At 45.0% G+C, this 24,817-nt stretch carries 26 protein-coding genes and 1 pseudogene; 22 read left to right on the top strand and 5 right to left on the bottom strand.

What is annotated here, in order from left to right; genetic code table 11:
* The first annotated feature begins 14 nt into the window (after positions 1-14).
* The 6 genes from AC5W2J_RS09365 (at position 15) to AC5W2J_RS09390 (ending at position 4,220) form a co-directional block, all read left to right on the top strand.
* Complete coding sequence (locus AC5W2J_RS09365; protein ID WP_496059205.1) at positions 15-1,139, top strand: AI-2E family transporter; 1,125 nt, start codon at positions 15-17, stop codon at positions 1,137-1,139.
* 22 nt (positions 1,140-1,161) lie between these two features.
* Positions 1,162-1,533, top strand: coding sequence for a rhodanese-like domain-containing protein (locus AC5W2J_RS09370; protein ID WP_496059206.1), 372 nt, complete (start codon positions 1,162-1,164; stop codon positions 1,531-1,533).
* Positions 1,534-1,623: 90 nt separating this feature from the next.
* The gene (locus AC5W2J_RS09375; RefSeq protein ID WP_496059207.1) at positions 1,624-1,935 is read left to right on the top strand and encodes a YbyB family protein; all 312 of its coding nucleotides are present in this window, start codon (positions 1,624-1,626) and stop codon (positions 1,933-1,935) included.
* A gap of 141 nt (positions 1,936-2,076) precedes the next feature.
* On the top strand, positions 2,077-2,832 hold the full coding sequence (locus AC5W2J_RS09380; RefSeq protein ID WP_496059208.1) for a serine aminopeptidase domain-containing protein: 756 nt from the start codon (positions 2,077-2,079) through the stop codon (positions 2,830-2,832).
* 25 nt (positions 2,833-2,857) lie between these two features.
* Positions 2,858-3,703, top strand: a complete 846-nt coding sequence (locus AC5W2J_RS09385) for a YitT family protein (protein ID WP_496059209.1) — start codon at positions 2,858-2,860, stop codon at positions 3,701-3,703.
* Between the two features lie 52 nt (positions 3,704-3,755).
* Positions 3,756-4,220, top strand: coding sequence for a BsuPI-related putative proteinase inhibitor (locus tag AC5W2J_RS09390; protein WP_496059210.1), 465 nt, complete (start codon positions 3,756-3,758; stop codon positions 4,218-4,220).
* Between the two features lie 29 nt (positions 4,221-4,249).
* Here AC5W2J_RS09390 and AC5W2J_RS09395 read toward each other — a convergent pair whose 3' ends face one another.
* Together AC5W2J_RS09395 and AC5W2J_RS09400 are read right to left on the bottom strand one after the other, a co-directional pair.
* Complete coding sequence (locus AC5W2J_RS09395) at positions 4,250-4,555, bottom strand: AzlD domain-containing protein (RefSeq protein WP_496059211.1); 306 nt, start codon at positions 4,553-4,555, stop codon at positions 4,250-4,252.
* Positions 4,548-5,267, bottom strand: a complete 720-nt coding sequence (locus AC5W2J_RS09400; protein ID WP_496059212.1) for an AzlC family ABC transporter permease — start codon at positions 5,265-5,267, stop codon at positions 4,548-4,550. The genes AC5W2J_RS09395 and AC5W2J_RS09400 overlap by 8 nt, the downstream gene beginning before the upstream one ends.
* 71 nt (positions 5,268-5,338) lie before the next feature.
* Between AC5W2J_RS09400 and AC5W2J_RS09405 the strand changes: the two genes are divergently transcribed.
* Positions 5,339-5,893, top strand: a complete 555-nt coding sequence (locus AC5W2J_RS09405; RefSeq protein WP_496059213.1) for a helix-turn-helix domain-containing protein — start codon at positions 5,339-5,341, stop codon at positions 5,891-5,893.
* Between the two features lie 12 nt (positions 5,894-5,905).
* On the opposite strand, the gene AC5W2J_RS09410 is transcribed toward AC5W2J_RS09405, so the two are convergent.
* Both AC5W2J_RS09410 and AC5W2J_RS09415 read right to left on the bottom strand, forming a co-directional pair.
* Positions 5,906-6,358, bottom strand: coding sequence for a GNAT family N-acetyltransferase (locus tag AC5W2J_RS09410; RefSeq protein ID WP_496059214.1), 453 nt, complete (start codon positions 6,356-6,358; stop codon positions 5,906-5,908).
* A gap of 90 nt (positions 6,359-6,448) precedes the next feature.
* Positions 6,449-7,294, bottom strand: a complete 846-nt coding sequence (locus AC5W2J_RS09415; RefSeq protein ID WP_496059215.1) for a Cof-type HAD-IIB family hydrolase — start codon at positions 7,292-7,294, stop codon at positions 6,449-6,451.
* Positions 7,295-7,457: 163 nt separating this feature from the next.
* Here AC5W2J_RS09415 and ctaG point away from each other — a divergent pair, with 163 nt between their 5' ends.
* The 15 genes and pseudogenes from ctaG to fabF all read left to right on the top strand — a co-directional run bounded on the left by ctaG (position 7,458) and on the right by fabF (position 22,141).
* Complete coding sequence (gene ctaG / locus AC5W2J_RS09420; protein WP_496059216.1) at positions 7,458-8,375, top strand: cytochrome c oxidase assembly factor CtaG; 918 nt, start codon at positions 7,458-7,460, stop codon at positions 8,373-8,375.
* Positions 8,376-8,411: 36 nt separating this feature from the next.
* The gene (locus tag AC5W2J_RS09425; protein WP_496059654.1) at positions 8,412-9,008 is read left to right on the top strand and encodes an SCO family protein; all 597 of its coding nucleotides are present in this window, start codon (positions 8,412-8,414) and stop codon (positions 9,006-9,008) included.
* Between the two features lie 14 nt (positions 9,009-9,022).
* Positions 9,023-9,196 carry a hypothetical protein gene (locus tag AC5W2J_RS09430; protein WP_496059217.1) on the top strand — a complete coding sequence of 58 codons (174 nt, stop codon included), beginning with the start codon at positions 9,023-9,025 and terminating at the stop codon, positions 9,194-9,196.
* Positions 9,197-9,211: 15 nt separating this feature from the next.
* Positions 9,212-9,523 (top strand): annotated as a pseudogene (locus AC5W2J_RS09435) (peroxiredoxin family protein); the annotation flags it as partial.
* Positions 9,524-9,760: 237 nt separating this feature from the next.
* Entirely contained in the window at positions 9,761-10,792 is a 1,032-nt protein-coding gene (gene argC, locus AC5W2J_RS09440; RefSeq protein ID WP_496059218.1) for an N-acetyl-gamma-glutamyl-phosphate reductase, read from the top strand.
* Positions 10,793-10,819: 27 nt separating this feature from the next.
* On the top strand, positions 10,820-12,052 hold the full coding sequence (gene argJ, locus AC5W2J_RS09445; RefSeq protein ID WP_496059219.1) for a bifunctional ornithine acetyltransferase/N-acetylglutamate synthase: 1,233 nt from the start codon (positions 10,820-10,822) through the stop codon (positions 12,050-12,052).
* An 11-nt stretch (positions 12,053-12,063) separates the two neighbouring features.
* Positions 12,064-12,840, top strand: a complete 777-nt coding sequence (gene argB / locus AC5W2J_RS09450; protein WP_496059220.1) for an acetylglutamate kinase — start codon at positions 12,064-12,066, stop codon at positions 12,838-12,840.
* Between the two features lie 16 nt (positions 12,841-12,856).
* Positions 12,857-14,032: an acetylornithine transaminase gene (gene argD / locus AC5W2J_RS09455; RefSeq protein WP_496059221.1), complete on the top strand. Its 1,176-nt coding sequence runs from the start codon at positions 12,857-12,859 to the stop codon at positions 14,030-14,032.
* A gap of 23 nt (positions 14,033-14,055) precedes the next feature.
* Complete coding sequence (locus AC5W2J_RS09460; protein WP_496059222.1) at positions 14,056-15,138, top strand: carbamoyl phosphate synthase small subunit; 1,083 nt, start codon at positions 14,056-14,058, stop codon at positions 15,136-15,138.
* Complete coding sequence (gene carB / locus AC5W2J_RS09465; protein WP_496059223.1) at positions 15,131-18,307, top strand: carbamoyl-phosphate synthase (glutamine-hydrolyzing) large subunit; 3,177 nt, start codon at positions 15,131-15,133, stop codon at positions 18,305-18,307. Before AC5W2J_RS09460 ends, carB begins: the two co-directional genes overlap by 8 nt.
* A 1-nt stretch (position 18,308) precedes the next feature.
* Complete coding sequence (gene argF, locus AC5W2J_RS09470; RefSeq protein ID WP_496059224.1) at positions 18,309-19,268, top strand: ornithine carbamoyltransferase; 960 nt, start codon at positions 18,309-18,311, stop codon at positions 19,266-19,268.
* A 164-nt stretch (positions 19,269-19,432) separates the two neighbouring features.
* Positions 19,433-19,600: a hypothetical protein gene (locus tag AC5W2J_RS09475; RefSeq protein ID WP_496059225.1), complete on the top strand. Its 168-nt coding sequence runs from the start codon at positions 19,433-19,435 to the stop codon at positions 19,598-19,600.
* Between the two features lie 19 nt (positions 19,601-19,619).
* A complete protein-coding gene (locus AC5W2J_RS09480) occupies positions 19,620-19,808 on the top strand; it encodes a ComZ family protein (RefSeq protein ID WP_120192467.1) in 189 nt (62 codons plus the stop codon).
* A gap of 120 nt (positions 19,809-19,928) precedes the next feature.
* Complete coding sequence (locus AC5W2J_RS09485; protein ID WP_496059226.1) at positions 19,929-20,864, top strand: beta-ketoacyl-ACP synthase III; 936 nt, start codon at positions 19,929-19,931, stop codon at positions 20,862-20,864.
* Between the two features lie 32 nt (positions 20,865-20,896).
* On the top strand, positions 20,897-22,141 hold the full coding sequence (gene fabF, locus AC5W2J_RS09490) for a beta-ketoacyl-ACP synthase II (protein ID WP_496059227.1): 1,245 nt from the start codon (positions 20,897-20,899) through the stop codon (positions 22,139-22,141).
* Between the two features lie 132 nt (positions 22,142-22,273).
* On the opposite strand, the gene AC5W2J_RS09495 is transcribed toward fabF, so the two are convergent.
* Complete coding sequence (locus AC5W2J_RS09495; protein ID WP_496059228.1) at positions 22,274-24,808, bottom strand: CBS domain-containing protein; 2,535 nt, start codon at positions 24,806-24,808, stop codon at positions 22,274-22,276.
* Positions 24,809-24,817 lie beyond the last annotated feature (9 nt).

Raw genomic sequence — 24,817 nt, forward strand, 5'->3', positions numbered from 1 at the left:
ATAGTGGTGGTAAAATGCCTAAAGGCAAGTACTTTAATATTGGTTATGGAATACTGCTTGCGTTTTTGATTATTTATCTGGGAACGCTGATTGATTTTATTTTCACACCTATTGTTATTTTAGTCTCTACATTGTTTGCTCCAATATTAATCGCAGGAGTGCTGTTTTACGTATTTCGTCCAATCGTCAACTTGTTATCAAAAAAACTGCCGCGTGGTTTGTCTATACTTATTTTGTATTTGGCATTTGCCGGTCTGCTTACGGGTCTCGTGTTTTTCCTCGGCCCTATTATTCAGGAACAGGTGACAAGCCTGATTGATGGACTGCCGACATTTGTAGAGGAAGCTCAAAGTCTGCTGAACACGGTATCGCAGCAGCCGTGGTTTGATAGTGCATTAGATCAGGCGGGGTATTCCTCGCTCGACGAATTACTGTCTGATTTATCCACTTATTTAACAGATTTCCTAAGCGGCATAGGGGGAAATGTTATTGGCATTATCACTTCTATTGCAGGCGCTTTAGTCATAGCTGTCGTTATTCCTTTTGTTTTGTATTACATGCTTAAAGAAGGAAAAGGCGCGCCGGCTATGATTCTCAGACTGCTTCCGAAAAAACAGGAAGAAGAGGGATTCCGCATTCTGCGTGATATGGACCGGGCGTTAAGTTCGTACATTGTGGGACAGGTACTCGTTAGTATATGCGTCGGTGTGTTGATTTATATCGGCTATATCATTATCGGTCTCGAATACGCGCTTATTCTGGCTCTGATTGCGATGGTGACAAATGTTATTCCATTTGTAGGGCCGTGGATCGGGACATTTCCAGGGGTTATTGTTGGTCTGTTCCAAGATCCTTTAATGGCGGTCTATGTAATTATAGTCGCGGTTGTTGTTCAGCAGATTGAAAGCAATTTAATCTCCCCGCAGATTATGGGAAAACGACTGCATATTCATCCTGTCACGATTATTCTGCTGTTACTCGTGGCCAGCCAGTTTGCCGGTCTGCTCGGATTAATTCTAGCTGTACCAGCTTACGCTGTTGGTAAAGTGATTGTAACGCATACGTTCAGACTGATTAAGCTTCGAAACCGGAAGGCATCGTTGGATGAATATGAAGCGCAGCATGGTATTAAAAATTAAAACAACGGAGTGGGGATATAAGATGAGTGAGAAAATAGAAGGAATTGAGCAGATAGACGTCCAGCAGTTGAAACAATTGTATAAAGACAATCAGTCCGCTCCTATTTTTATTGATATAAGAGAACCTTCCGAGTATGTGGAAGGACACATTCCAGGTGTGCCGCTTCTGCCGATGCAGCAAATTCCGGAAGCGGCGGAATCGATGAAAAAAGATGAATCTTATGTGTTAATCTGCCGAAGTGGCAGCAGGAGCCAGCATGCGGCCCACTACCTGAAAGAAAATGGATTCGGCCAGGTGAAAAACTTTGCCGGGGGCATGCTTACCTGGGATGAAGAAATGCAGATCGGGATGGAAAACCCGCTGGAAAATATTAATGACCTGTACGAAAAATAACAACACGATTTAAAGAAGGAAGCGTTTTAGCTTGCTTTAATAAGGGAAGAGATTCAAGTGAAGCAAAGAACAACGAAGGAGGACAATACAATGTGTAAAAAGAGTCTATTTATTTTAATCATTGCAGGCATTACCACAGCAGCAACCATTCTGCTGAAAAGTGAAAATGCAAGAAGCCAGGTCAGGGGAAATATTGACCGGGGCATGGCTGCAGCAAAAAATAAAACAAAGCAGGATGAAGATAAATATTTGAACGAAAAAACGGGTCATTCTGATCCCCACGATATAGACGACAACAAAATGGTGTCTGAAGGGGCAGTGAATTCTGTCCAGTATTTTAACAGCACGCAGGAATCCGGCGAAGAACCTGTAAAAAGCACGCATAAAGATTCCAGTAAGTAATACAGAAGCTGCCCTTGTAATTAGGGCAGTTTTTTACTATTTTATAAGGAAAAAGAACATTTCCGGCAGGTCCTTCTCTTTTAATCCCATGATGGATCAAGTACAATGATATAGGATTATATAAATCAAAAGGCGGTTATTATGTACATCATTGAGAAAGAAACAATTAATCAGATCCCAATGCTACATATTCATAAAAAATCTTTAGCCGGAAGGCCGGCTCCGGTTGTTATGTTCTGGCACGGATTTTCCAGTGCGAAAGAACATAATCTTCCAATTGCCTATCAGCTTGCGGAGAAAAACATACGTGTACTGCTTCCGGAAGCTGTTCTGCACGGAGAACGGTCTGAAGACATTTCAGAAAAAGAACGAATGTCAAAATTCTGGAAGGTTGTCGTTCAATCCGTAAGGGACACAGAAACGATTTATAATGAAATAAAAAAAAGAAACTGGATACTAGATGAGCGCTTGTTTGTCGGGGGAACATCTATGGGAGCGATTTTAACGTTTGGTGCTCTTAAAGTGTACCCGTGGATCAAAGGCGGTATCAGTCTGATGGGTGATCCGGCCTGGGGGGATCTGGCAAAGGCCCAACTTGAAGGCCTTAAGCGCAATAACTTGTGGGAAGAATCAGAAGAAAAAACACAGGAAATTTTACATGGGCTTCATCCGTTCGATCTTTCAGCTGCCCCCGAAGCGATAGCGGACCGCCCATTATTTTTCTGGCACGGCCGGGAGGATGATGTAGTGCCTTATCAATCCGCCTATCATTTATACAAAACGCTCGAACAACAATCAGCCGGCCCAATGGAATATCATTTGGATCCTAAGGCGGGACATAAAGTTCCAAGGCCAGGGATGCTGCAGATGACTTCATGGGTGGCCAAACATATTTAAGCTGCCGCTGTAGGGGAGGAATACTATGATAACAACGCATACTACGTTATCTCAAGAATTAAAAAAGGTTGGTGTCATCATTGTTGGTGCACTGATCATGGCCGTCGGATTAAATATGTTTTTGATACCGGCTAATGTTTTTTCCAGCGGGGCGACGGGTATCGCGCAGATACTATCCACTCTGGTTCCGTTATCAACGGGGATGCTCTTATTTATATTAAATATACCTATAGCTGTTCTAGGGTGGATACGTGTAGGAAAGCTCTTTACATTTTACAGCTTTCTGCATGTTGCCCTGACTACTTTTTTTCTGGAAGTTATACCTATCACTGAATTATCTTCCGATATTTTATTAAACGGGGTATTTGGCGGGGTTATTACAGCCATTGGAGCGGCCATTGCTCTTAAGTGGGGCGCTTCTGCAGGCGGACTGGATATTGTAGCCCTTGTGCTTGCGCAGTCGAGTGACCGCCCGGTAGGTACGTACTTTTTCATGCTCAATGGTGTTATCGTTATTGCGGCCGGCCTGCTGTTTAACTGGGAGAGTGCACTTTATACTCTTGTAACATTATATGTAGGATCAAGAGTGATCGATGCGATTCATACCCGTCATGTGAAGCTCACAGCGTTTATTGTTACTAAGAAGCCGGACTTGCTGCGGGACGCTATTCATCAGAATATTACAAGAGGAATTACAAGGCTGCCGGCTAAGGGCGGATTTGATGCCAGTGAAAAAGAAATGCTGATGATTGTTATTACCCGATATGAGCTGTATGCGCTGCAGCAGGTCATACAGGAAGTCGATGAGCAGGCCTTTACGAATATCGTGAATACTGCCGGCATTTACGGGATATTCCGAAAAGATAAATAAAAACGTTCTGTTTGTATGAAATCCACACGATTTTACAAGAGGATGTGAATGTATGAAGTGGCTGACAGTGGGGATTGTGGGAATCATGCTTGTTTCGGGCTGCGGGACCGCAGGCCGGGATGAGGCAGAAAGCGGGGAACCATCCATGCAGACAGATAATTGGGAGCTTTCCGGTGGATTTAACGAAGAAGCTTATACATGGGAATTTGATTTGACCAATATTTCCGGGGAACCATTAGATCTTGCTTTTAACAGCGGCCAGGAAATTAGTGTTTTCATTCATAAAAAAGGGGAATCAGAGCCCGTTTACAATTATGCAGAGGAAAAACTTTTTACCCAGGCGTTAAAAGAAATAACAATTGGTGAGGGAAACATCCGCAAATGGGAAGAAGAAGTTGATTTTGATCTGCTCGAACCTGGAGAGTATACGTTATCGTTTGAACTGCTCGTCTCCGACATCAATGGAGAACCCCCTGAACAGCCTGTAGAACTGGAAGATTCTTTTTCTATAGAATGATAAAAAGCATCCGCCAATTCGGTGGATGCTTAAAATATAGGCAGAAACAGAGAAAGAATGAAAATAGAACCAAGTACAATAAAAACCATATTTTCATTTACATAGCTTAAGATAATAGCAGAAGCGGCTCCGACCAATCCAAAAAAAAGAGAATCCTGCACAAATAAAATGCCGGGAAAAATCAGAGCGCCCAATGCAGCAAAGGGAACATTTCGAAGCGCTCCTTCTATCCGCGGTGGAAGCCTTTTTCCGTTCAGCACCACGAATGGCAGCATACGGGGAATATATGTCACAACGGCCATGCCGATAATAATCCAAAAAATAGAACTACTCATCAACCAGCTCCTCCTTTCTAGTATGGTCCGGAGCCACCCATTCTATAAGAATGGCAGCGGCTGAGGCAGCGGTAATAATCGCCCAGCCTTCCGGCATGAACGGATAAAGCATGCCATGGATCAAAGCTGCTGTTCCGGCAAGAAATAGAACCTTCCGGCTTTTTTTTAACGGCGGCAGCAGAAGGGCCAAAAACAAAGCATAGATTGCAAATGAAAGGCTTGTTTGTAAAAAAGCAGGCAGCAGATCCCCTGCGCTGTGGCCGGCCACGGTGAAAAAGACCCAGCTGGCATAGGCGGTTAAAAATACACTGTATATGTAGCCGCTGCTTATTGTACCTGTATTTGTTGACGTCACCGCAAACACTTCATCTGTAATACCAAAGGCATAACCGGCTTTTATAACCGGGTGATCCGGCTCTGCTTTTTCATGAAGAGATGCGCTCATCAGAAGATGGCGAATGTTTAATACGAACGTGGTGATAATAATTTCCAGAGCACCCGTGCCTGCACTGATCAGGCCAAGCGCTGTATACTGGGCCGCTCCGGCGAATACAAACGTACTCATCATAAACGCTTCCATAAGTGTTAAACCTGTACTCTGGGCCAGAAATCCAAACGTTACAGCAGCCGGCATGTAACCGAGAGCAATAGCAGCGCCATGCTTTAAACCTGTAAATTTATCCGGTGCCGGATGTAAAGAATGCGTATCCATTACTGCCTCCTTATCGTATTTTATAGTAAACTATTTGTATGTTATAGTATATCAGTGAGGGGAGAAACGCAATGAAAAAAGACATTAACGTAGAAATTGGCAGAAGACTTCGGGAGCTTCGCAATCAGAAAGGATGGAGTCTGCAGATGCTGGCAGAGCACACTAACGTCAGCAAGCCGATGCTCGGGCAGATCGAACGGGGAGAAACAAACCCCACGGTGGGAACTCTTTGGAAAATAGCGGATGGGCTTGGCGTCGCTTTTACTTCATTTATCGAAGAAGATAAAGAAACCGCATATGTAATAAGGGGTGCAGACATTCAGGCACTGGAAAGCGGGGACAGTCGTTTTAAAGTAAAGCCTGTTTTTTTGAAAGAAAAAAAAGCCCCTGTAGAGGCTTATCTGGTGGAAATGGAGCCCGGGTGCGATTACCACTCCAGAGCGCATCAGGAAGGGGTGGAAGAGTATATTTTTGTGCAGGGTGGCAGCATTTGCATTGAAGCAGCGCAGCAAATGCATGAGCTGCATGCGCTGGATGCTATTCGTTTTGCGGCAGATAAGCCGCATCGTTATATTAATTCCGGAGATGCAGAGGCCGTCTTTACGATGGTGATACTATATAAATAACAAACAGGCTTATTAAAAGCGGAAGCCGTACCGTTTAGACACAACATCATAAAAGCCTAAAGAGTTATAAAGAGCTTTCGTTGCTTCATTGTTGATCCCGGTTTCAAGCTCGATCCCTTTTAACTCATTGTTTTCGGCCCAATAAATAATTTTAAGGAGCATTTTTTTAGCGATTCCTCTATTTCGATGATTTTTATCAACAAATAAATCATTCAGCCAGATGTACTTGCCGCCCTTATCAAGGGAAATAGAAATATTCATAAAAGCCGCGCCCAGTATCGCTCCGTCTACATCAGCCACAAACAAATGGGCATTGGAGCCTTCTTCGAGTGTCAGGTGAATGGAATTAATCAGCAGTTCGTATGCATTATCAAGACCGATGGATTCCATCTGCCCCATAAGCAGATCGGCTACATTTTTAATCATTTCCTCGGAGGCGTCTTTGGGAACTTCGTATACTATCATGTGCTGGCTCCTTTCTTAAGCGTTTACTTTTTCCTTCATTATTCTACCACAGGAAAATGTTTTTCTCTGCAGAAAAATAAAAGCAGGTGATTAACCCTGCTTGTTTGTCTGAATGGAAAATTCAGAAAGTCCGAGCTTTTTATTCAGGTAAACGGCGATTCCATCTTCTTCATTGCTTAATGTTACTTCATTAGCCGCGTCTTTTAAATCATCAATAGCATTGCCCATTGCCACACCGAAACCGGCTTCGCTGATCATCTCTAAATCATTGTCCTCATCACCGAATGCAATGACATTCTCCATTGGAATGTTGTAGTGGGATGTTATTCTGCGCAGCCCCTCTGCTTTATTGTTGCCGGTGTTAATAATTTCAATCATATGATGCGGGGCCCCCCAGGAGCGCTGTTCAATGGCCTGGGAATGGTTACCGGACAGTAGTTCTTTTAGTTCTTCGGCATGATTTTCTTTAGGGTACACAAGCAGCGAGGTTGGATCTTTCTGCAGGAGCCGGCTCAGGTCTCCAAATGCTGCAGGCGTGCCCCCCAGTGCAAATAAATCAATAAACTGCTCATCGTAATCATCCAGAAATACATCATCGGCGACTTCAGCCATCATGTTATTTACTTTGAAATAGCGGCAGGTTTCAATAATTTTCCGTGCTGTATCAAGCTCGAGCGGCGAATGGTGTATTGAAAATCCGCTGTTACCTGGATGATGGACGTAAGCTCCGTTAAAATTGACGATTGGACTCTTTAAACCAAGCTGCTGGTAGTACATTTTGCTCGCGCGGTACGGACGTCCGGTTGCAATAGCTACTTCATGGCCTGCCTTTAAGGCTTCTTTAATAGCAAAGTAGGTTTTGGTGGAAATGGTTTTATCCTCTTTGAGCATCGTGCCGTCCAGATCAATTGCAATTAGATATTTTTCGTTTGTCATGTTAATCCCATCTTTCTTCTATAAAACTAGTAATTAATTTCCCTGCTTTTCTGTGCTAAAATATAATGGAAACGTTTTATTGGGTTAAAGCTGCTCAGCGTTTGAACCACTGTTTTCTATTTTACTGCAGGAATGGCAGAAAGAAAAGAAAGGCGGGATAGAGTTGCAGGATTACTTCTCCATGTTCTCCTTCCGGGCTGTATGGACACCAGAACTTATTATCATACTTATCCTATTCATTTTTTTATATTACCGGCTTGTTTATTCGAAGGTACAGGCAGAACACATAGAATCCCTGAAAACAAAAAGGCTGGTTTATTTCGGAGGGGCGCTGACAGCAGTTTACCTGGGCTGGGGGGGACCGCTGTATACAGCGGGTCATTCCATTATGACATTTCATATGGCGCAGATGGTGCTTGTTTACTTTATAGCGGTACCGTTGTTTATACTTTCTGTTCCTCCTGAAGTCTGGAAAAGCATCCTCCAGCGCTTTCAAGGCCGGCCGGCCCGGATAGGATCGCACGTTTTCCATCCGGTCACCGCGCTGCTGTTGTTTAATGCATTATTTTCTATTTATCATCTGCCCGGGGTGTTTGATTATTTAATGCAGGCTCCCATTTATCATGATCTTTACCAATGGATACTTTTTGGCGCCGCTTTTCTAATGTGGTGGTATATGCTGGCTCCAGTTCCGACCACGAATCAGCTGTCTGAATTAAAGCGGATTGCTTATATTTTTGGAAACGGTATTCTTATCACGCCGGCCTGTGCCCTGATTATCTTTGCAGGCTCGCCAATGTATGAAACGTATACCAACGCTGCTGTGTGGTCCAGCGTCATGGCTTACTGCCTGCCGGCAGGAAGCGAAATGCCGGCAGGGCTGGCGAGCACAGCGGGCGGAGGGCTTCAGTTTATGCAGCCTCATACAGATCAGCAGCTCGCCGGCGTCATGATGAAAGTAATGCAGGAGTTTGTGTACGTATCTACGATTGGATTTGTATTTAAACAGTGGCTGAGCAGAGAAAAGCAGCAGGATGGAGAGCTTTCCATCAGCGATATTCCTGTCCACCCGCAAAAATAACAGCATGAAAATACTGGAGTGAAAAGCGTGCGTCGAATGTTAGTAACGAGTGTATGGTCAGCAGCAGTTTTATTTCTTGGAGGATGCAGTTTTTTATTCTCCGGGGCGGAACCGGAAAACGGGACCGATTTAACAGAAGCCGATATGATGATAGAAGACTTTGCCTATACAAACCAGGATAATGAAACAGTGACCAATGAAGATCTGGAAGGAAGCTACTGGGTCACGAATATGATTTTTACCAACTGTCCGACGGTCTGTAATTTAATGACTCCGAACATGCTGAGCCTGCAGGGCCAGCTTGAGGAAGAGGAAGCCGGTATTCCTCTTGTTTCCTTTACTGTCGACCCTTCAAACGATGATCCGGAAACTTTGAAAGCATACGGTGAAGAATACGGAGCCGACTTTTCCAGCTGGCACTTTCTGACGGGATACAGTGATGAAGAAATGCAGGCGCTGGCCGGAGAGTCATTTTTAAGTACCGTAGAAAAAGATGAAGAGAATGAAGACATTATCCATCCGACAAGCTTTTACCTCGTAAATCCGGAAGGCCAGATTATCCGGAGCTATGACGGACTCGATAATGATACCGATTTAATTGCAGATGATGTACAGGCATTAGTTAACGACTAAAGGAGAATCAATCCATGCATAATGTAAAAAAGAACTCATTTCTTGTCTTATTGTTTTCCGCAGTATTTCTGCTGGCTGCCTGTGGAGGCGGACAGGACATTGTATTGCAGGATCAATCCGGAGAAGAAGTATCCGTTTCAAGCAATGACAGGCCAATCGTATTTTTCCATTTTACAGGTGTTGATTGAGGGGCCTGCCAACAGCAGCTCGTGCAGCTGCAATTACAGCAGGAAACCTTTCAGGATCTTGATGCAGATATATATGGATTAAGTACCGATTCACCGGAAAATCACGCTTCGTTCCAAACATCCGCCGGGCTCTCTTATTCGCTGCTTTCCGACCCGGACATGGAAATTATTGAAAAGGCAGAGATGCAGAACGGCAATACGTCTTTTCGCGGCTATTCGGTCTTTGATGAAAATGGAGAATTTCTTCACTCTGAACAAAACGACTTATTTGGCCAGCAGGCACCGGCTATTAAAGAACAAGTAGAAGCGGTATTAGAAGAACAATAAAAGAATCCCGGGCGGGGTTCTTTTTTTACTGTCATTTTGTATATTTTAGTGCATATATGTATAAGCGAATAAAAGAAATTAAGAAAGATAACGTGTAAAAAACTCTGTAAAACGGAGAAAGTCAAGTGAAATCAATTAACGAAGGGTTAATATAAAAATACAGTTGCATTAATATATATTCACATCTATAATAAAAGATACAAGAAAATGTATAAAGATAAAACGAGGTGCAAATTTATGAAAACTGCTATTATCGGCGCTACCGGCTACGGCGGCATAGAATTGATCCGCCTGCTTTCCAATCATCCTGATGTTACACAAATAGCTGTTTTTTCTTCTTCCCAGCAGGGAGTGAAAATGACAGACAGCTATCCTCATATAAGTGAACGATTTTTTGAAAGCCTCCAGGATATATCAATAGAGGCGCTGCAGGGGTTTGATGTTATATTTCTTTCCACCCCTCCAGGTGTTTCCGCTGAATGGAGCAGCAGGCTTTCAGCCGCAGCAAAGGTGATCGACTTGTCCGGAGACCTGCGGATAAACGATCCTGCAGCATACGAAAAATGGTACGGACGCGGAACGGCTTCACAGGACGTTCTCGACAAAGCAGTCTACGGCTTGAGCGAGTGGAACCGCAGCCAGATCAAAGAAGCGCAGGTTATAGCCAACCCCGGCTGTTATCCGACGGCTGTTCTGCTTGGCATGATTCCGCTCGTCAAGTCAGGTGCTGTTGAGCCAAGTACGATTATTATTGATGCCAAGTCCGGTACGACGGGAGCAGGACGCTCAGCGTCGGCTATGACACACTACAGCGAAATGAATGACAATTTAAAAATATACAAAGTAAATGAGCATAAACACATTCCGGAAATTGAGCAGGAACTGGCTGGATTTTTAAATGAAGAAGTTACTATTACACTCAGCACTCATCTGGTCCCGATGACCAGAGGGATGATGGCAACCATGTATGCTACGGTACCGGCAGGATTTGACGAACAAAAGATAAAAGAAATAATGGAGTCGACGTATAAAGATACCCCTTTTGTCCGGGTCAGACCGCATAAACAAATGCCTTCTACAAGAGAAGTGAATGCGAGTAACTTTTGTGATATTGGCTGGGTATATGATGAAAGAACAAAACGGCTGACTATCGTTTCGGTTATAGATAATTTAGTTAAAGGTGCATCGGGACAGGCGGTACAGAACATGAATATTATGTTCGGTCTGGAAGAAACAGCAGGATTAACCGGCCTCCCGGTCTTTCCGTAAGCTCTGAACAAAAAAGGAGAGAACAAAATGGATACGGCTTCTTCAACAGAAAAAATTATAAAATTGGACGAAGGAAGCATTGTTTCGCCGAAAGGGTTTAAAGCGGACGGGCTGCACAGCGGTGTGAAGAAAAAGCGCCGGGATCTGGGCATCATATATTGTGAAACCCCGGCCGCGAGCGCCGGTGTGTATACGTTAAATAAAATACAGGCGGCTCCTCTCTATGTAACGAAAGAAAGCATTGCCGAAGAAGGTCTGCTGCAGGCCATTATTGTTAACAGTGGAAATGCCAATTCCTGTACTGGAGAGGAAGGAATGCGCGACGCCTATAAAATGAGAGAAGAAGGCGCCCGGGCGCTGGGGATTCCGGTGAACCGTGTAGCTGTCACTTCAACGGGAGTTATTGGGGAAAAGCTTGATATGGAAAAAATTATTCCTGGTATCCATCAGTTAAAGCCGCAGGGAGCGTTTTCTTCCGCAGATGCATTTAATGAAGCAATTATGACAACCGACCTCGTAAAAAAACACAGCTGCTATCAAACAGAAATCGATGGAAAAACTGTTACGTTCGGGGGAGTTGCTAAAGGTTCCGGGATGATTAATCCGAACATGGCTACAATGCTTGGCTTTGTAACAACAGACGCCAATATAGAGCCGCAGTATCTCCAGGCGGCGCTCTCAGAAGTAACCGACCAGACGTTTAACCGTATTACCGTAGACGGTGACACTTCCACCAATGATATGGTAGTCGTCATGGCAAGCGGCCAGGCAGATAATCAGGCACTGCACCCCGGACACAGCCAATGGGGCACTTTTATAGAAGCGCTCTGCAAAACGAGTGAAGACCTCTCCAAGAAAATTGCACGCGATGGGGAAGGCGCCACTAAACTAATTGAAGTGAATGTGCGCGGCGCGAAAAGCGAAGAAGAAGCGGGAAAAGCGGCTAAACAAATCGCCGGATCAGACTTGGTAAAAACAGCCGTATACGGAACAGATGCGAACTGGGGCAGAATTATTGTAGCGCTTGGATACAGCGAAATCGATTTAAATCCAGACACAATAGATATATCATTAGGTACGATTCAAACACTTAAAAACAGTACACCTGTTGTGTTTTCGGAAGAAAACGCCAAGCGTTATCTCGAACAGGATACTGTACAAATATTTGTAGATCTGCACGTCGGAACCGCTGCAGGAAAAGCATGGGGATGCGATCTGACCTATGAATATGTCAGAATTAATGCCGGATACCGAACATAAAGGAGACCATCATGAGAGAAGTAGTTATCGTTAAATGCGGCGGGTCTACAGCATCAGATTTAACACCGGCGTTTTTTGAATCCTTAAAATCCATGAAAGACAGCGGACTGTATCCAATTATTGTTCACGGCGGAGGCCCTGCTATTAATGCGATGCTGGAGAAACTGGATATTCAGTCGGAATTTGTGGACGGACTTCGAAAAACGACCGAACCGGTTCTGGATACGGCAGAAATGATACTGTCAGGAAAAATGAATAAACATTTAGTATCAGAAATTCAGAAAACGGGCATAAAAGCTGTTGGGCTTTCAGGTGTCGACGGAGAGCTGCTGCTTGCCGATAGTATAAACGAAGAAAAGCTGGGGCTTGTAGGAGAAATAAAGAAAGTGGAGACATCTCTGTTGGATGTAGTAATAGAATGGGGAGCCATTCCAGTCATCGCTCCAATTGCTGCAGATGGCAATGGAGGCAGGTTGAACGTAAATGCCGACAGTGCAGCTTCCTCCATAGCAACAGCCATGAACGCATCACAGCTCTTATTTATTACAGACGTAAACGGAATTTATGTTAATAACGAACTGATCCAGGAAATGAACGAGGAAAAGATAGAAGAATTAATTCAGAGCGGTGTGATCTACGGAGGGATGGTTCCAAAAGTAAAAGCAGCGCTGGCAGGCTTGAAAGGTAATATAAAAGAAGTCGTTATTGCCGGAGCTCATGGAGAACGTACCACATCCGAAGGGTTTATTGATGGCACAACGATCGTAAAAAACCAGCTGAACAGCTGATCAAAGGAGGCTTATTATGAACCCGCAGCAGACAAAACAGACAAACGAAGAAAGCACCCTGTTTCCTACGTATAAAAAATGGGAGCTCACCTTTGAGTCAGCAGAAGGATCTTATATCACAGCTTCCAACGGCCAGACTTATCTGGACTGTATGGCAGGAATTGGTGTGGTTAACTTAGGCCACAAGCACCCTGCCGTTTTAAAAAGCGTAGAGGAGCAGCTGCACAAAGGCTGGCATGCATCCAACTTTTTTCAATATGAGGGTCAGGAAAAAACAGCACAGCTTCTGACAGAACAGTCATCCGGAGATATTGTGTTTTTTGCAAACAGCGGCACAGAAGCCAATGAAGCAGCCATAAAGCTGTCCAGAAAATATACGGGACGTACGAAAATCATCAGCTTTGTCCAGTCTTTTCACGGCCGAACGTTAGGAAGTATGGCAGCCACCGGACAGGAGAGTATTCATCAAGGTTTCGGTCCTATGCTTCAAGGGTTTGAATACCTGCCGTATAACGATGTGAATGAACTGGAGAGTGCCATCGATGAGGATACGGCGGCCGTTATGGTGGAGCCGATACAAGGAGAAGGAGGGGTTGTCCCCGCTTCTTCCGAATTCCTGCAGGCGGTAGAATCGCTTTGTAAAAAAAATGGAGCGTTATTCGTAGTAGATGAAGTCCAGACTGGTATCGGCAGAACCGGAGCCTTTTTCGCCTACGAGCATGCAGGGGTTTCTCCTGACATTATAGTTGCTGCCAAAGGACTGGGGAATGGTTTCCCGGTAGGAGCTATTATTGGAAAGAAGTATTTGGAATCAGCTTTTGGACCTGGTACGCATGGAACGACGTTTGGAGGAAATCCATTAGCTATGGCTGCGGCTCAGGCTACGCTGGAAACAGTGCTGGCAGAAGATATTACCGGACAGGCAGCGGAAAAAGGAGCCTTCTTGATGGAGGAGCTGGAAAAGAAACTCGGCCACTCCGACAAAGTAAAAGAAATCCGTGGAAAAGGGCTGATGGTTGGAATAGAACTTCATGAACCAGCAGCCGGATATATTATGAATATTCAAAAGCAGGGAGTTCTTATGATAGGAGCGGGACCCAACGTTATCAGACTGCTTCCGCCGCTTACGATAACCAAAGAAGAACTGCAGCAGGCGGTAGCTGCTATCGCATCCGTGTTAAATAATAATTAAAAGAAAAAAGGAGGATGGAGAGCATGCAGGGACATATTACGTTGGAAAACGGCGAAATATTTGAAGGAGAACTACCGGAAGGCTTTAATGGCAGAACGTATGGAGAAATTGTCTTTTTTACAGGAATGACCGGATACCAGGAGGTGCTGACCGATCCTTCCTTCTATGGACAAATTGTTGTCTTTACGTATCCGCTGATTGGAAATTACGGTATTAATATAACAGATAATGAAAGTATCCATCCTCAACCGGCCGGTATTGTCGTTAGCACGGCTTCTGCAGAAGCCACGCATTACGAATCCGAAATGACATTCTCCGAAGCAGCAGCAAAAGCAGGCATTCCTGTTATCAGCGGAGTGGATACAAGAGCGCTTGTGCAGAGTATCCGTGAAAAAGGGGATATGGGAGCCGTATTGGCAGAACATCCGGTAAAAATCCAGGAAATGACATATGAACCTCTCGGAGATAAAATGGTTATGGATGACGTCTCGGTCACTCAGTCAGAATCATTTGGAGAAGGACATTACCATGTGGTATTAGTGGATTTCGGCTACAAGCGTTCTATGGTTAAGCGTCTTACTGAAAGAGACTGCAGGGTAACGGTAGTCCCTTTTGATACATCAGCCGATGACATAAAAAAGCTTGCGCCGGACGGCCTGTTATTTTCCAACGGACCGGGAAATCCAAAGCAGGTGGCTAAATACCTCCCTCATTATAAAGCACTGGCAGAATCATATCCGACACTTGGCATTTGTCTTGGCCATCAGCTGCTGGCACTCGCTTTTGGGGCGGACACTGAAAAACTCCGTTTCGGCCACCGGGGAGCAAATCAGCCTGTACAGGATATGGACTCAAAAAAAGTATTCATGACGTCTCAGAACCACAGCTATGTGGTAAAGGAAAACACGATTGATACAAATGAATTCATTGTAAAATACAAAAATATTAATGACGGGTCTATTGAAGGGCTCTCCCATAAATCGCACACTATCATTACCGCGCAGTTTCATCCGGAAGCCCACCCGGGCCCGGCAGACAGTGAAGAAATTTTTGATGCATTTGTGGAAGTCCTTCAGACTAAAGGGAGCGAAAAATCCTATGCCTAAGCAGGAAAACATCAAGAAGGTTGTAGTGATCGGATCAGGTCCGATCATTATCGGCCAGGCAGCAGAATTTGATTATTCAGGCACACAGGCCTGTCTTGCCTTAAAAGAAGAAGGAATCGAAGTTATTTTAATTAACAATAATCCGGCCACCGTGATGACAGACGATTTCTGTGCTGATAAAGTATATTTTGAGCCGTTAACCGTTGAATCAGTGGAACGAATTATTCAAAAAGAGAAGCCTGACGGATTTCTTGCAACACTTGGAGGGCAGACCGGCCTTAACCTCGCTCTGGCACTGGATGAGCAGTCTATACTGGAAAAGTACGACGTGAAGATGCTCGGTACGTCAGTTGCTTCGATTAAGCAGGGAGAGGACAGAGAGGAATTTCGTTCTCTTATGCATAAACTCGACGAGCCGGTGCCGGAAAGCACGATCGTTTCTACCGTACAGGAAGCTTTGGACTTTGCTGACGAGATTGGCTATCCAATCATTGTACGGCCTGCCTATACGCTTGGCGGAGGCGGGGGCGGAATTGCTTCGGATAAAGAGGAACTTGCCTATATAGCTTCGGGCGGCCTGGAAGCAAGTCCGATTCACCAATGTCTGGTAGAAAAAAGCATTGCCGGTTTCAAAGAAGTAGAATATGAAGTGATGCGGGACGCCAATGATACGTGCATCACGGTATGTAATATGGAAAATATTGACCCGGTAGGAGTTCACACAGGGGATTCCATCGTCGTGGCTCCTTCCCAGACGCTGACGGATGTAGAGTATCAAATGCTTAGAGCTTCTTCACTGAAAGTCATTCGGGCACTTGGAATCGTCGGCGGCTGTAACATTCAGTTTGCGCTGGATCCGGACAGCAAGCAGTACTACCTGATTGAAGTGAATCCACGGGTAAGCCGTTCTTCCGCGCTTGCATCCAAAGCAACAGGCTATCCTATTGCAAGGATGGCTGCCAAAATCAGCGTCGGCTATCACCTGCATGAACTGATTAATCCAGTAACAGGACATACGTATGCAAGTTTTGAACCTGCTTTGGATTATGTAGTAGTGAAATTTCCGCGCTGGCCGTTTGATAAATTCGCCTATGCCGACCGCAGTCTGGGAACCCAGATGAAAGCAACGGGAGAAGTAATGGCTATCGAACGAAATCTTGAAGCGGCGCTGCAAAAAGCAGTCCGGTCTCTTGAAATTAAACTGGACGGCCTGTCAATGCCGGTATTACAAGGGCTGGATACAGAAACGTTATATACAAAACTGCATGAACAGACAGATGAGCGATTTTTTATTATTATGGAACTGCTTCGTCATGGAGAAACGATCGACTCGATTCATCAAAAGACCAATATCGATTTGTTTTTCCTGCGTTCGTTTAAACAACTGATCGATCTGGAAGCACAGATTAAGCAGACCGAGTGGCAGAATATCGACAAAAAACAGCTGCTGGCCTTTAAGAAAAAAGGTTTTACCGACAGCTGGATGAGCCGCCAGTGGAACTGTGCGCCACTCGACATTTATGAGCAGCGCAAAAGCTGGGGCGTACTGCCTACTTATCACATGGTAGATACATGTGCCGCAGAATTCACAGCGGAAACGCCTTACTATTACTCGAGCTGGTACAGCCGCAGTGATAGACAGCCCGAAAAGAAAGACAATAAAGTGATCATTCTGGGATCCGGCCCGATCCGTATCGGGCAGGGAATTGAATTTGATTACTGCTCGGTTCACGGCGCACGAGCTTTAAAAGAAGCGGGCTATGAAGCGGTAATCATCAATAATAATCCTGAAACAGTCAGTACCGATTTTGAAATGGCGGATCACTTGTATTTTGAGCCTATCTCGCTGGAGGATGTGCTGCATGTAGCGGCAGAGGAACAGACAGATAAGGTGATTGTACAGCTTGGAGGCCAGACCGGCATCTCGTTAACCGAAGAGCTGGAAAAAGCCGGCATGACTATTCTCGGCACTTCCTTTGACACGATTGACAAGCTGGAAGACAGAGGACGGTTTTATGAGCTGATGCAGGAAGCAGGCGTTCCTCATATTCCCGGAGTAACAGGGGAGAACAAAGCAGATGTGATAAAAAAAGCAGCGTCCGTCGGCTTTCCAGTGCTTCTGCGTCCGTCATATGTAATCGGCGGACAGGGCATGACGATCCTGACCAAAGCGGAGGAATTGACCGCTTATTTGAATGAAGAAGCACAGACGATTGAATACCCTATTCTTATTGATTCTTATCTGCCCGGCACAGAACTGGAAGTAGACGTTTTAACAGACGGGGAGGATATATACATCCCGGGAATATTTGAACATGTGGAAGAAGCCGGTATTCACTCTGGGGATTCCATGGCGGTAACACCTCCATTTTCTATCAGCGGGGAAGTGAAAGAATTAGTCGTAGAACATGCGCAGAAGATTGCCCGTTCCATTGACTTTAAAGGAATCTTTAACATTCAGTTTGTGTATGACAAAAATACACTTTATGTGATTGAAATCAATCCGCGTGCCTCCAGAACCGTTCCTGTGTTTTCAAAAGTGACCGGAGTGCAGATGATCGACGGCGCAGTGCATCTGCTTCTTGGACATCCGCTGAAAGAATGGACCGGAGGAAAAACAGGACTTGAGCAGGAAACCTCCTACTATACGGTGAAAGCACCTGTATTTTCAAATGACAAGCTGCCTGGTCTTGATCCTATTCTGGAAGCAGATATGAAATCGACGGGGGAATTAATCAGCATTGCTCCGACGGTGAAAGAAGCCTGCAACAAGGCGTTTGCCTGGTCGGAAAGTCAGATTCCGCTTTTATTTAAACAAAAAGGCAGCGTGTACTGTGATATTGAGGACAGCCAGCTTCCGGCCTGCATTGCCTCCCTGGAGAAATTAAAAGCCAAGGGCTGCAGCCTCGTGTTTGAGAAAGAAGCTTCGTCTTTTAATAAGTGGGTCCTGCAGGAAGACGCAGTCGCTTATATCAGCCTGCCGAAAACCGGCTTCAAAAATGGGAAAGATAAACGCCGGGAAGCGCTGAAGCAAAGAAAAACAATTATTACGAATGCAAGAACCCTGGAAGTGATGGTAGAAGCAATGGGGCATGCCGCTCAGGAACCATTGTCCATACAGGAACTGCTTGCAGGAGAAACAAATCCGATTGGAAAAGGGGTGTTGTAAAATGAATGCAGAGGCTGCAGCTTCAATAGCTGCCACATTAAAAAATAAAGATCTTCTTACGCTTTTTGATTATTCACCGGATGAAATAAAATATCTGCTGGCAAGAGCAGAGACATTGAAAACAGAACAAAAAGAAGGAAAGCTGTCGACTACACTGGCAGGAAGGTCCCTTGGTATGATTTTTGAAAATGCATCAACACGGACACGGGTTTCCTTTGAAGTAGGAATGACTCAGCTTGGCGGACATGCATTATTCCTGAGCCCGAGAGATCTGCAGATTGGCCGCGGTGAATCGCTGCGTGACACGGCAAAGGTGTTGTCACGTTACGTGGATGCTATTATGATCCGCACCAATTCCCACGAAAAAGTGGAAGAGCTTGCAGAATATGCGGACATTCCTATTATTAATGCACTCACTGATCTGTATCACCCATGTCAGGCCCTGGCAGACCTGCTGACGGTGAAAGAGCACAAAGGCACATGGGATGGACTAAAAGCGTGTTTCATAGGGGATGGAAATAACGTAGCCCATTCTTGGATCATTGCCTGCACGAAACTCGGTATGGATGCATCTTTAGCGGTACCTGAAGGCTATGAGCCGGATGCAGAAGTGTGGCGGAAGATCGAGGAGCTTGCTCTGGAAATGGGCACGATAGTAACCTGCACGAACGATCCGGCAGAGGCTGCTTTTAAAGCAGATGTAGTGTACACGGACGTGTGGACGAGTATGGGAAGCGAAGCGGAGCAGGATAAGCGGTTAAATGATTTTAAAGGATTTCAAATAAATGAAGAATTGATGAGTCATGCTGCCAACGACTATATCTTTTTACACTGCCTTCCGGCCCACCGTGGAGAAGAGGTATCAGCAGAAATCATCGATGGCCCTCATTCTGTTATTTATGATGAAGCCGAAAATCGTCTTCATGCACAAAAAGCAGTATTGGAAGCAGTCATCGGCTGATTCGTATAAAAAAGAGCCCATTTTTTTCAAATTGGGCTCTTTTTATTTCGTTCTGCAGCAGTTAAGAAGAGCAGTGATTGAAAATGGTGCTTTGCTTTCCGAACGGGATTCGCTAAAATGGAAGAGTACAGGATGAAGAGTCCGATACAGAAGCAGGTGAAACAATGGTTGTACGAAAGATTATTACAGGAGCAGTCCTTTTCTGTGCGGTTACTTTTGGCGCCTTTATCCTTTTTGACGTAGTATTAGGAATAAATGAAGGCCTTTCCGTTATATTGGCCATTGCCCTGGGGCTTAGTACAGAATTTCTTTACAGAAAATACGCAGCGTAATTACATTAGGAGGAATAGTATGGATCAGGAATTGAATATGCGTTTTATGGAAGTAGCAATGAGACATGTACAGGAGGGGCAGTCTTTTCTGAATAATAAAGGGATTGAACTGGATATGCACGATTTACAGCCGGCTCTCGAAATGCTTATGCAGGTAATGAGCGAAGCATATGAAATGGGCTACGAGGACGCCAAAGAAAATAAATAAGCGGAACCTTCCTTAATAAATAGACAGAACATAAAAAATGGATTAAAATTAGAACCAGGTACTATAATTAAGTATAACCTGCAGGAATTCCGACGAATGCCTGCCGAGGAGAGATAATATATGAGAAATGCAGGAATTTTAGGAATTGGAAGCTATACGGAAGGCCGGGAAGTAACAAATTTTGACTTCGAAAAAACGCTGGATACAAGTGATGAGTGGATTCGAACGCGAACAGGCATTGAAAGCAGAATTTTTGCTCCAGATGATGTAGACACGTCCGATATGGCTTATCATTCAGCGAAAGAAGCAATGGATGATGCCGGCCTGACCGGAGAAGATATTGACCTGATTCTTGTAGCTACCGTGACACCGGACTATCCATTTCCTTCTGTTTCAGCGTTGATCCAGACAAGACTGGGAGCGGTAAACGCAGCAGCAATGGATATTAGTGCTGCCTGTGCCGGGTTTATTTACGGAATGTCTGTAGCCGAGCAGTATATTAAGACAGAAACCTACAAACATATTCTCGTAGTCGGAGTAGAAAAGCTGACTAAAATTACGGATATGACAGATCGCAATACGGCTGTACTTTTTGGAGACGGTGCAGGAGCTGTAGTGATGGGACCTGTATCTGATGATAAAGGAGTACTGGCTATTGAACTTGGAGCAGATGGAGCCGGGGCGATGCATATCCGCCAGGATCCCCAGATGATTATGAACGGCCGGGAAGTATTTAAATTCGCGGTACGCCAAATGGGAGAATCTTCTCTGAGCGTTCTGAAAAAAGCAGGCCTCACAAAAGATGATGTTGATTTTCTCGTTCCTCATCAGGCCAACATCCGGATCATGGAAGCTGCCAGGGAGCGGCTGGACCTGCCGAAAGAAAAGATGGCGGTAACGGTAAACAAATACGGCAATACATCGTCCTCTTCTATACCGATAGCGATGGTCGAAGAATTGAAGAATGGAAAAATTAAAGACGGTGATTTAGTGGTCCTCGTCGGTTTTGGATCAGGACTGGTCTGGGGCGCGGCTGCTATACGATGGGGAAAATAATTGGACGATAAAAGTGTAAAGGGGAGATGAACATGAGCGGCGAACACCGGGTAGTAGTAACGGGTTTAGGAACGGTCAATCCATTAGGAAATGATGTAGAGACAGCGTGGAATAACGTTGTTAATGGAGTTTCCGGTATTGGAGAGCTGACACGTGTAAATAAAGACGAATTTCCAATGAAAACAGCTGCAGAAGTGCAGAATTTTGATATGGAAGCGTACGTTGAAAAAAAAGAAAGCCGAAAAATGGACCGTTTCACTCAGTTTGCAGTAGCTTCTGCAAAAATGGCTCTGGAAGATGCGAATTATGAAATTACAGAAGAAAATGCTCCTCGTATCGGCGTCTGGATTGGTTCAGGCATCGGCGGTATGGAAACGTATGAGCAGCAGTTTCTAAACTTCCAGAAAAAAGGCTATAAGCGGGTCAGTCCTTTCTTTGTGCCGATGATGATTCCGGATATGGCAGCCGGACAGGTTTCTATTTTTACCGGTGCCAAAGGGCTGAATTCCTGTACGGTGACGGCCTGTGCCTCTGGAACAAACTCCATCGGTGATGCGTTTAAAGTAATCCAGCGCGGAGACGCGGACGCAATGATTACAGGCGGAGCGGAAGCGCCTATTACGAACATGGCAGTAGCTGGATTCTGCTCTGCAAAAGCAATTTCCACTAATGAAGATCCGGCCCGTGCATCCCGTCCATTCGACAAAAACCGGAATGGTTTTGTAATGGGTGAAGGTGCAGGAGTTTTAATACTGGAATCCCTCGAGTCGGCGCAAAAGCGCAATGCGCCTATTTACGGAGAAATTGTCGGCTACGCAGGTACAGGAGATGCGTATCATCTAACCGCTCCTGCTCCAGAAGGAGAAGGCGCGGTCCGGGCAATGACGCAGGCAATTGAAGATGCCGGCCTTACGCCGAAAGATATTACCTACGTGAACGCTCACGGAACGAGCACTGCTTATAATGATAAGTTTGAAACACAGGCTCTTAAAACCGTATTCAGCGATCATGCCTATGATCTGCTCGTAAGCTCTACCAAATCAATGACGGGGCATCTGCTTGGAGCGGCAGGAGGAATTGAAGCAATTTTCGCCTTAAAAGCGATGCAGACAAATACTGCCCCGCCAACTATTAATTATGAAGAACCTGATCCGGATTGCGATCTTAACTATGTTCCAAACCAGGCTCAGGAAACAGAAATAAATGCGGTACTCAGCAATTCGCTCGGTTTTGGCGGCCACAATGCCACTATCGTGTTTAAGAAGTTTACAAAATAACGCAGAAGAGAAGGAAAGCCACATGAGACTTTCCTTCTTTTCATGTTGTTAAAAAAGACGGAATATATGTATTTTAATAAAAAAACTTGTACAGGGCTTGATTTCCACGGGAATCCCGCCCTGTTTCTTTTTTTATATATGAAGCCGGTCGGTAACAAATTGAAGGGCATCTTCTTTTGTATTCATTTCTCCATTGAGAGCAGCTTTTTCCACTTCAAATAAATAATAGCGGAAATCCCGTGAAGGCTTCAGGCCGGCTTCGATCAAATCAGACCCGCGCAGCAGCGGGAGACGCTGCTGCCGATTTGTGAGATATGCAAGCAGGGCATCACTGAGGAAGCGGTCAGCAAGGGCATATTTGAAATAAGCAATGACTGCCTTAAGGTCTTCGCTTCGATAGGAATACAACGCATCATGAATCGTGCCGGGCCGCTGCATATAAAAAGATCTTGGCAGCCCTGATAGATAAATAAAAGACTCTAAAAACCGTTTCTGTTCTTTGGATACAGCCAAAAAACGAGCTTTCGCGAGCAGGTCCGGTTTCTCCATATAGAGGCAGAGCAGGTAGTGAAACCAGGATTCCTGATAATATGGCACTGCCCAATGTTCAAGCATTTCTTCTGCGGCGGTTCCCCAATACGCATAGGGAAGAAAGTCGTCCAGAACATCTAACGCAAAAAGCCTCTCCAGGCTGAAGTAAGGATCTGTTTCTTTAAAAAGAAGCTTCATTTCATTAATCGTTCTGCTGTTGGAAAGTGTTTTAATAGAGCTTCCTGCTTCTTTCGCAAGACGTTCAGCGCGGGCATCCATTTGAAAAGAAAGCCGGTATTCAAAGCGGAGGCCGCGGAGAATACGGGTAGGGTCTTCAACATAGCTGAGATTATGAAGCACCCGCAGGGTTTTTTCTTTGATGTCCTCCCAGCCATTAAAGAAATCAAGAAGGTCTCCGAATGTTTCGGGACAGATAGAGGCCGCCATTGCATTAATAGTAAAATCCCTGCGGTATAAATCTTCTTTAATATTAGAATGGCGGACAGTGGGAAGAGAGGCCGGTCGTTCGTAATACTCGGTTCTGGCGCTCGAAAAATCAACTTTAATCTGCTCGGGAAGAGTAACTGTTGCTGTACCGAAAGATTCGTGTACATGGACGATTCCATTTTTTGCTTCAGCATATGCGGCGGCAAACGATGGGGCGTCTCCTTCAATAATAATATCCATATCTTCACTCGGACGCTCCATAATTAAGTCACGGATCATTCCGCCGGTTATATAAGCACGAAGACCTTCCTTTTCTGCTTTTGAACCGATTTCCTCCAAAAGGGAAGCAATTGCCGGCTGTAAGTACTGTTTAATGTATGTTGCAATATTTTTCTTTTTTTGTACAGCGTAGGCAGTATCCTGCTGCATCCAATCTATCATGTCGGTTCTTGAAATAATGCCCGTAATTTTGCCGGCATCGCCAAATACCGGTACCCGGCCTATGTTATGCTGAATCATCAGTTTCTGGATGTATTCAATGGAGTCCGTTTCTGCAGCGTAGTAAGGGTTGGAGCTCATGTATCCTTTAACGGGAGCATGGGCGAGCTTGTGCTGCATTGCTTTATCGAGATCCCTTCTGGAAATGATGCCTTCCAGCTCCTCTTTATCATTAACGACGGGGAACCCGTTATGGCCGAATCGAAGCATTAAGTTGTAGGCGTCCTCCACACTCGTATCCGGCGTAACGGTTTTAACAGGCCGTGTCATGATCGAACGGGCAGAAGCACTGGGTTCCATACATTCTGGTATAACGCTGCACAGCTGTTCATATATGGCTTCAGGTTCTCCGTGCAGGGAAAGCCCGGCGGCACCGAGGTGGCCGCTGCCGCCGAATGGTTTGACGAGCGAAAGAATGGAAAAACGCCGGGTGCGGGAACGTCCGACGATAAACGATTTGTTTTTTGTATGCACAAGCGTAATTACGGCATCCGTATTGATCATTTCCAGAAGTTTTTCCGTAACGGTATTAAGCTGTCCTTCCAGCTGGCGCACAGAAATCCGGCAGATCGTAATACGAACGCCGTTGTGTTCCATTGTTTCCTGTTGGGACAGCAGCTGGTGAAAGAGCTTCTGTTGTTTTTTATTTAATGTTTCTTCATTAAATTGGCGGATAATCTCCAGGTTCATGCCGTAATCCATTAAATAAAGCGCAGCCTGCAAGTCTTTTTTGGACGTATGGGAAAACATAAAGGAGCCGGTGTCCGCATAAATGCCAAGGCCGAACAAAGTAGCTTCTTCACTTGTAATGTCAAGCTGCTTTTCTTTGATACGGTTAACGAGAATAGAAGTCGCTGATCCCGTCGCCTCCATAACATATTCATGATTTTTCTGTTTCTTTTTCGGAGGAGGATGATGATCATAAATGATAACAGACGCCTGCTCTGAGAGCATTGCTGTTTCCTCGGCACCCTGTGTGTCCGTTAAAATACAAGTGGTAACGTTGCGCCAGTCGACATCGGATCGTTTAATAAAAGAAAAATGATCCCGGTATATAGCCAGGTAATGACGAACATTTTCCTGAATATCATCATGAAGAATAACGAGAGCATCCGGGTGAAGTTTTTTGGCGGCCACTGAAGAAGCAAGAGCATCAAAGTCGCTTTTATTATGGGTTAAAATTACTTCCATCAGATCCAC

The sequence above is a fragment of the Sinobaca sp. SA16-1 genome, assembly GCF_059510515.1.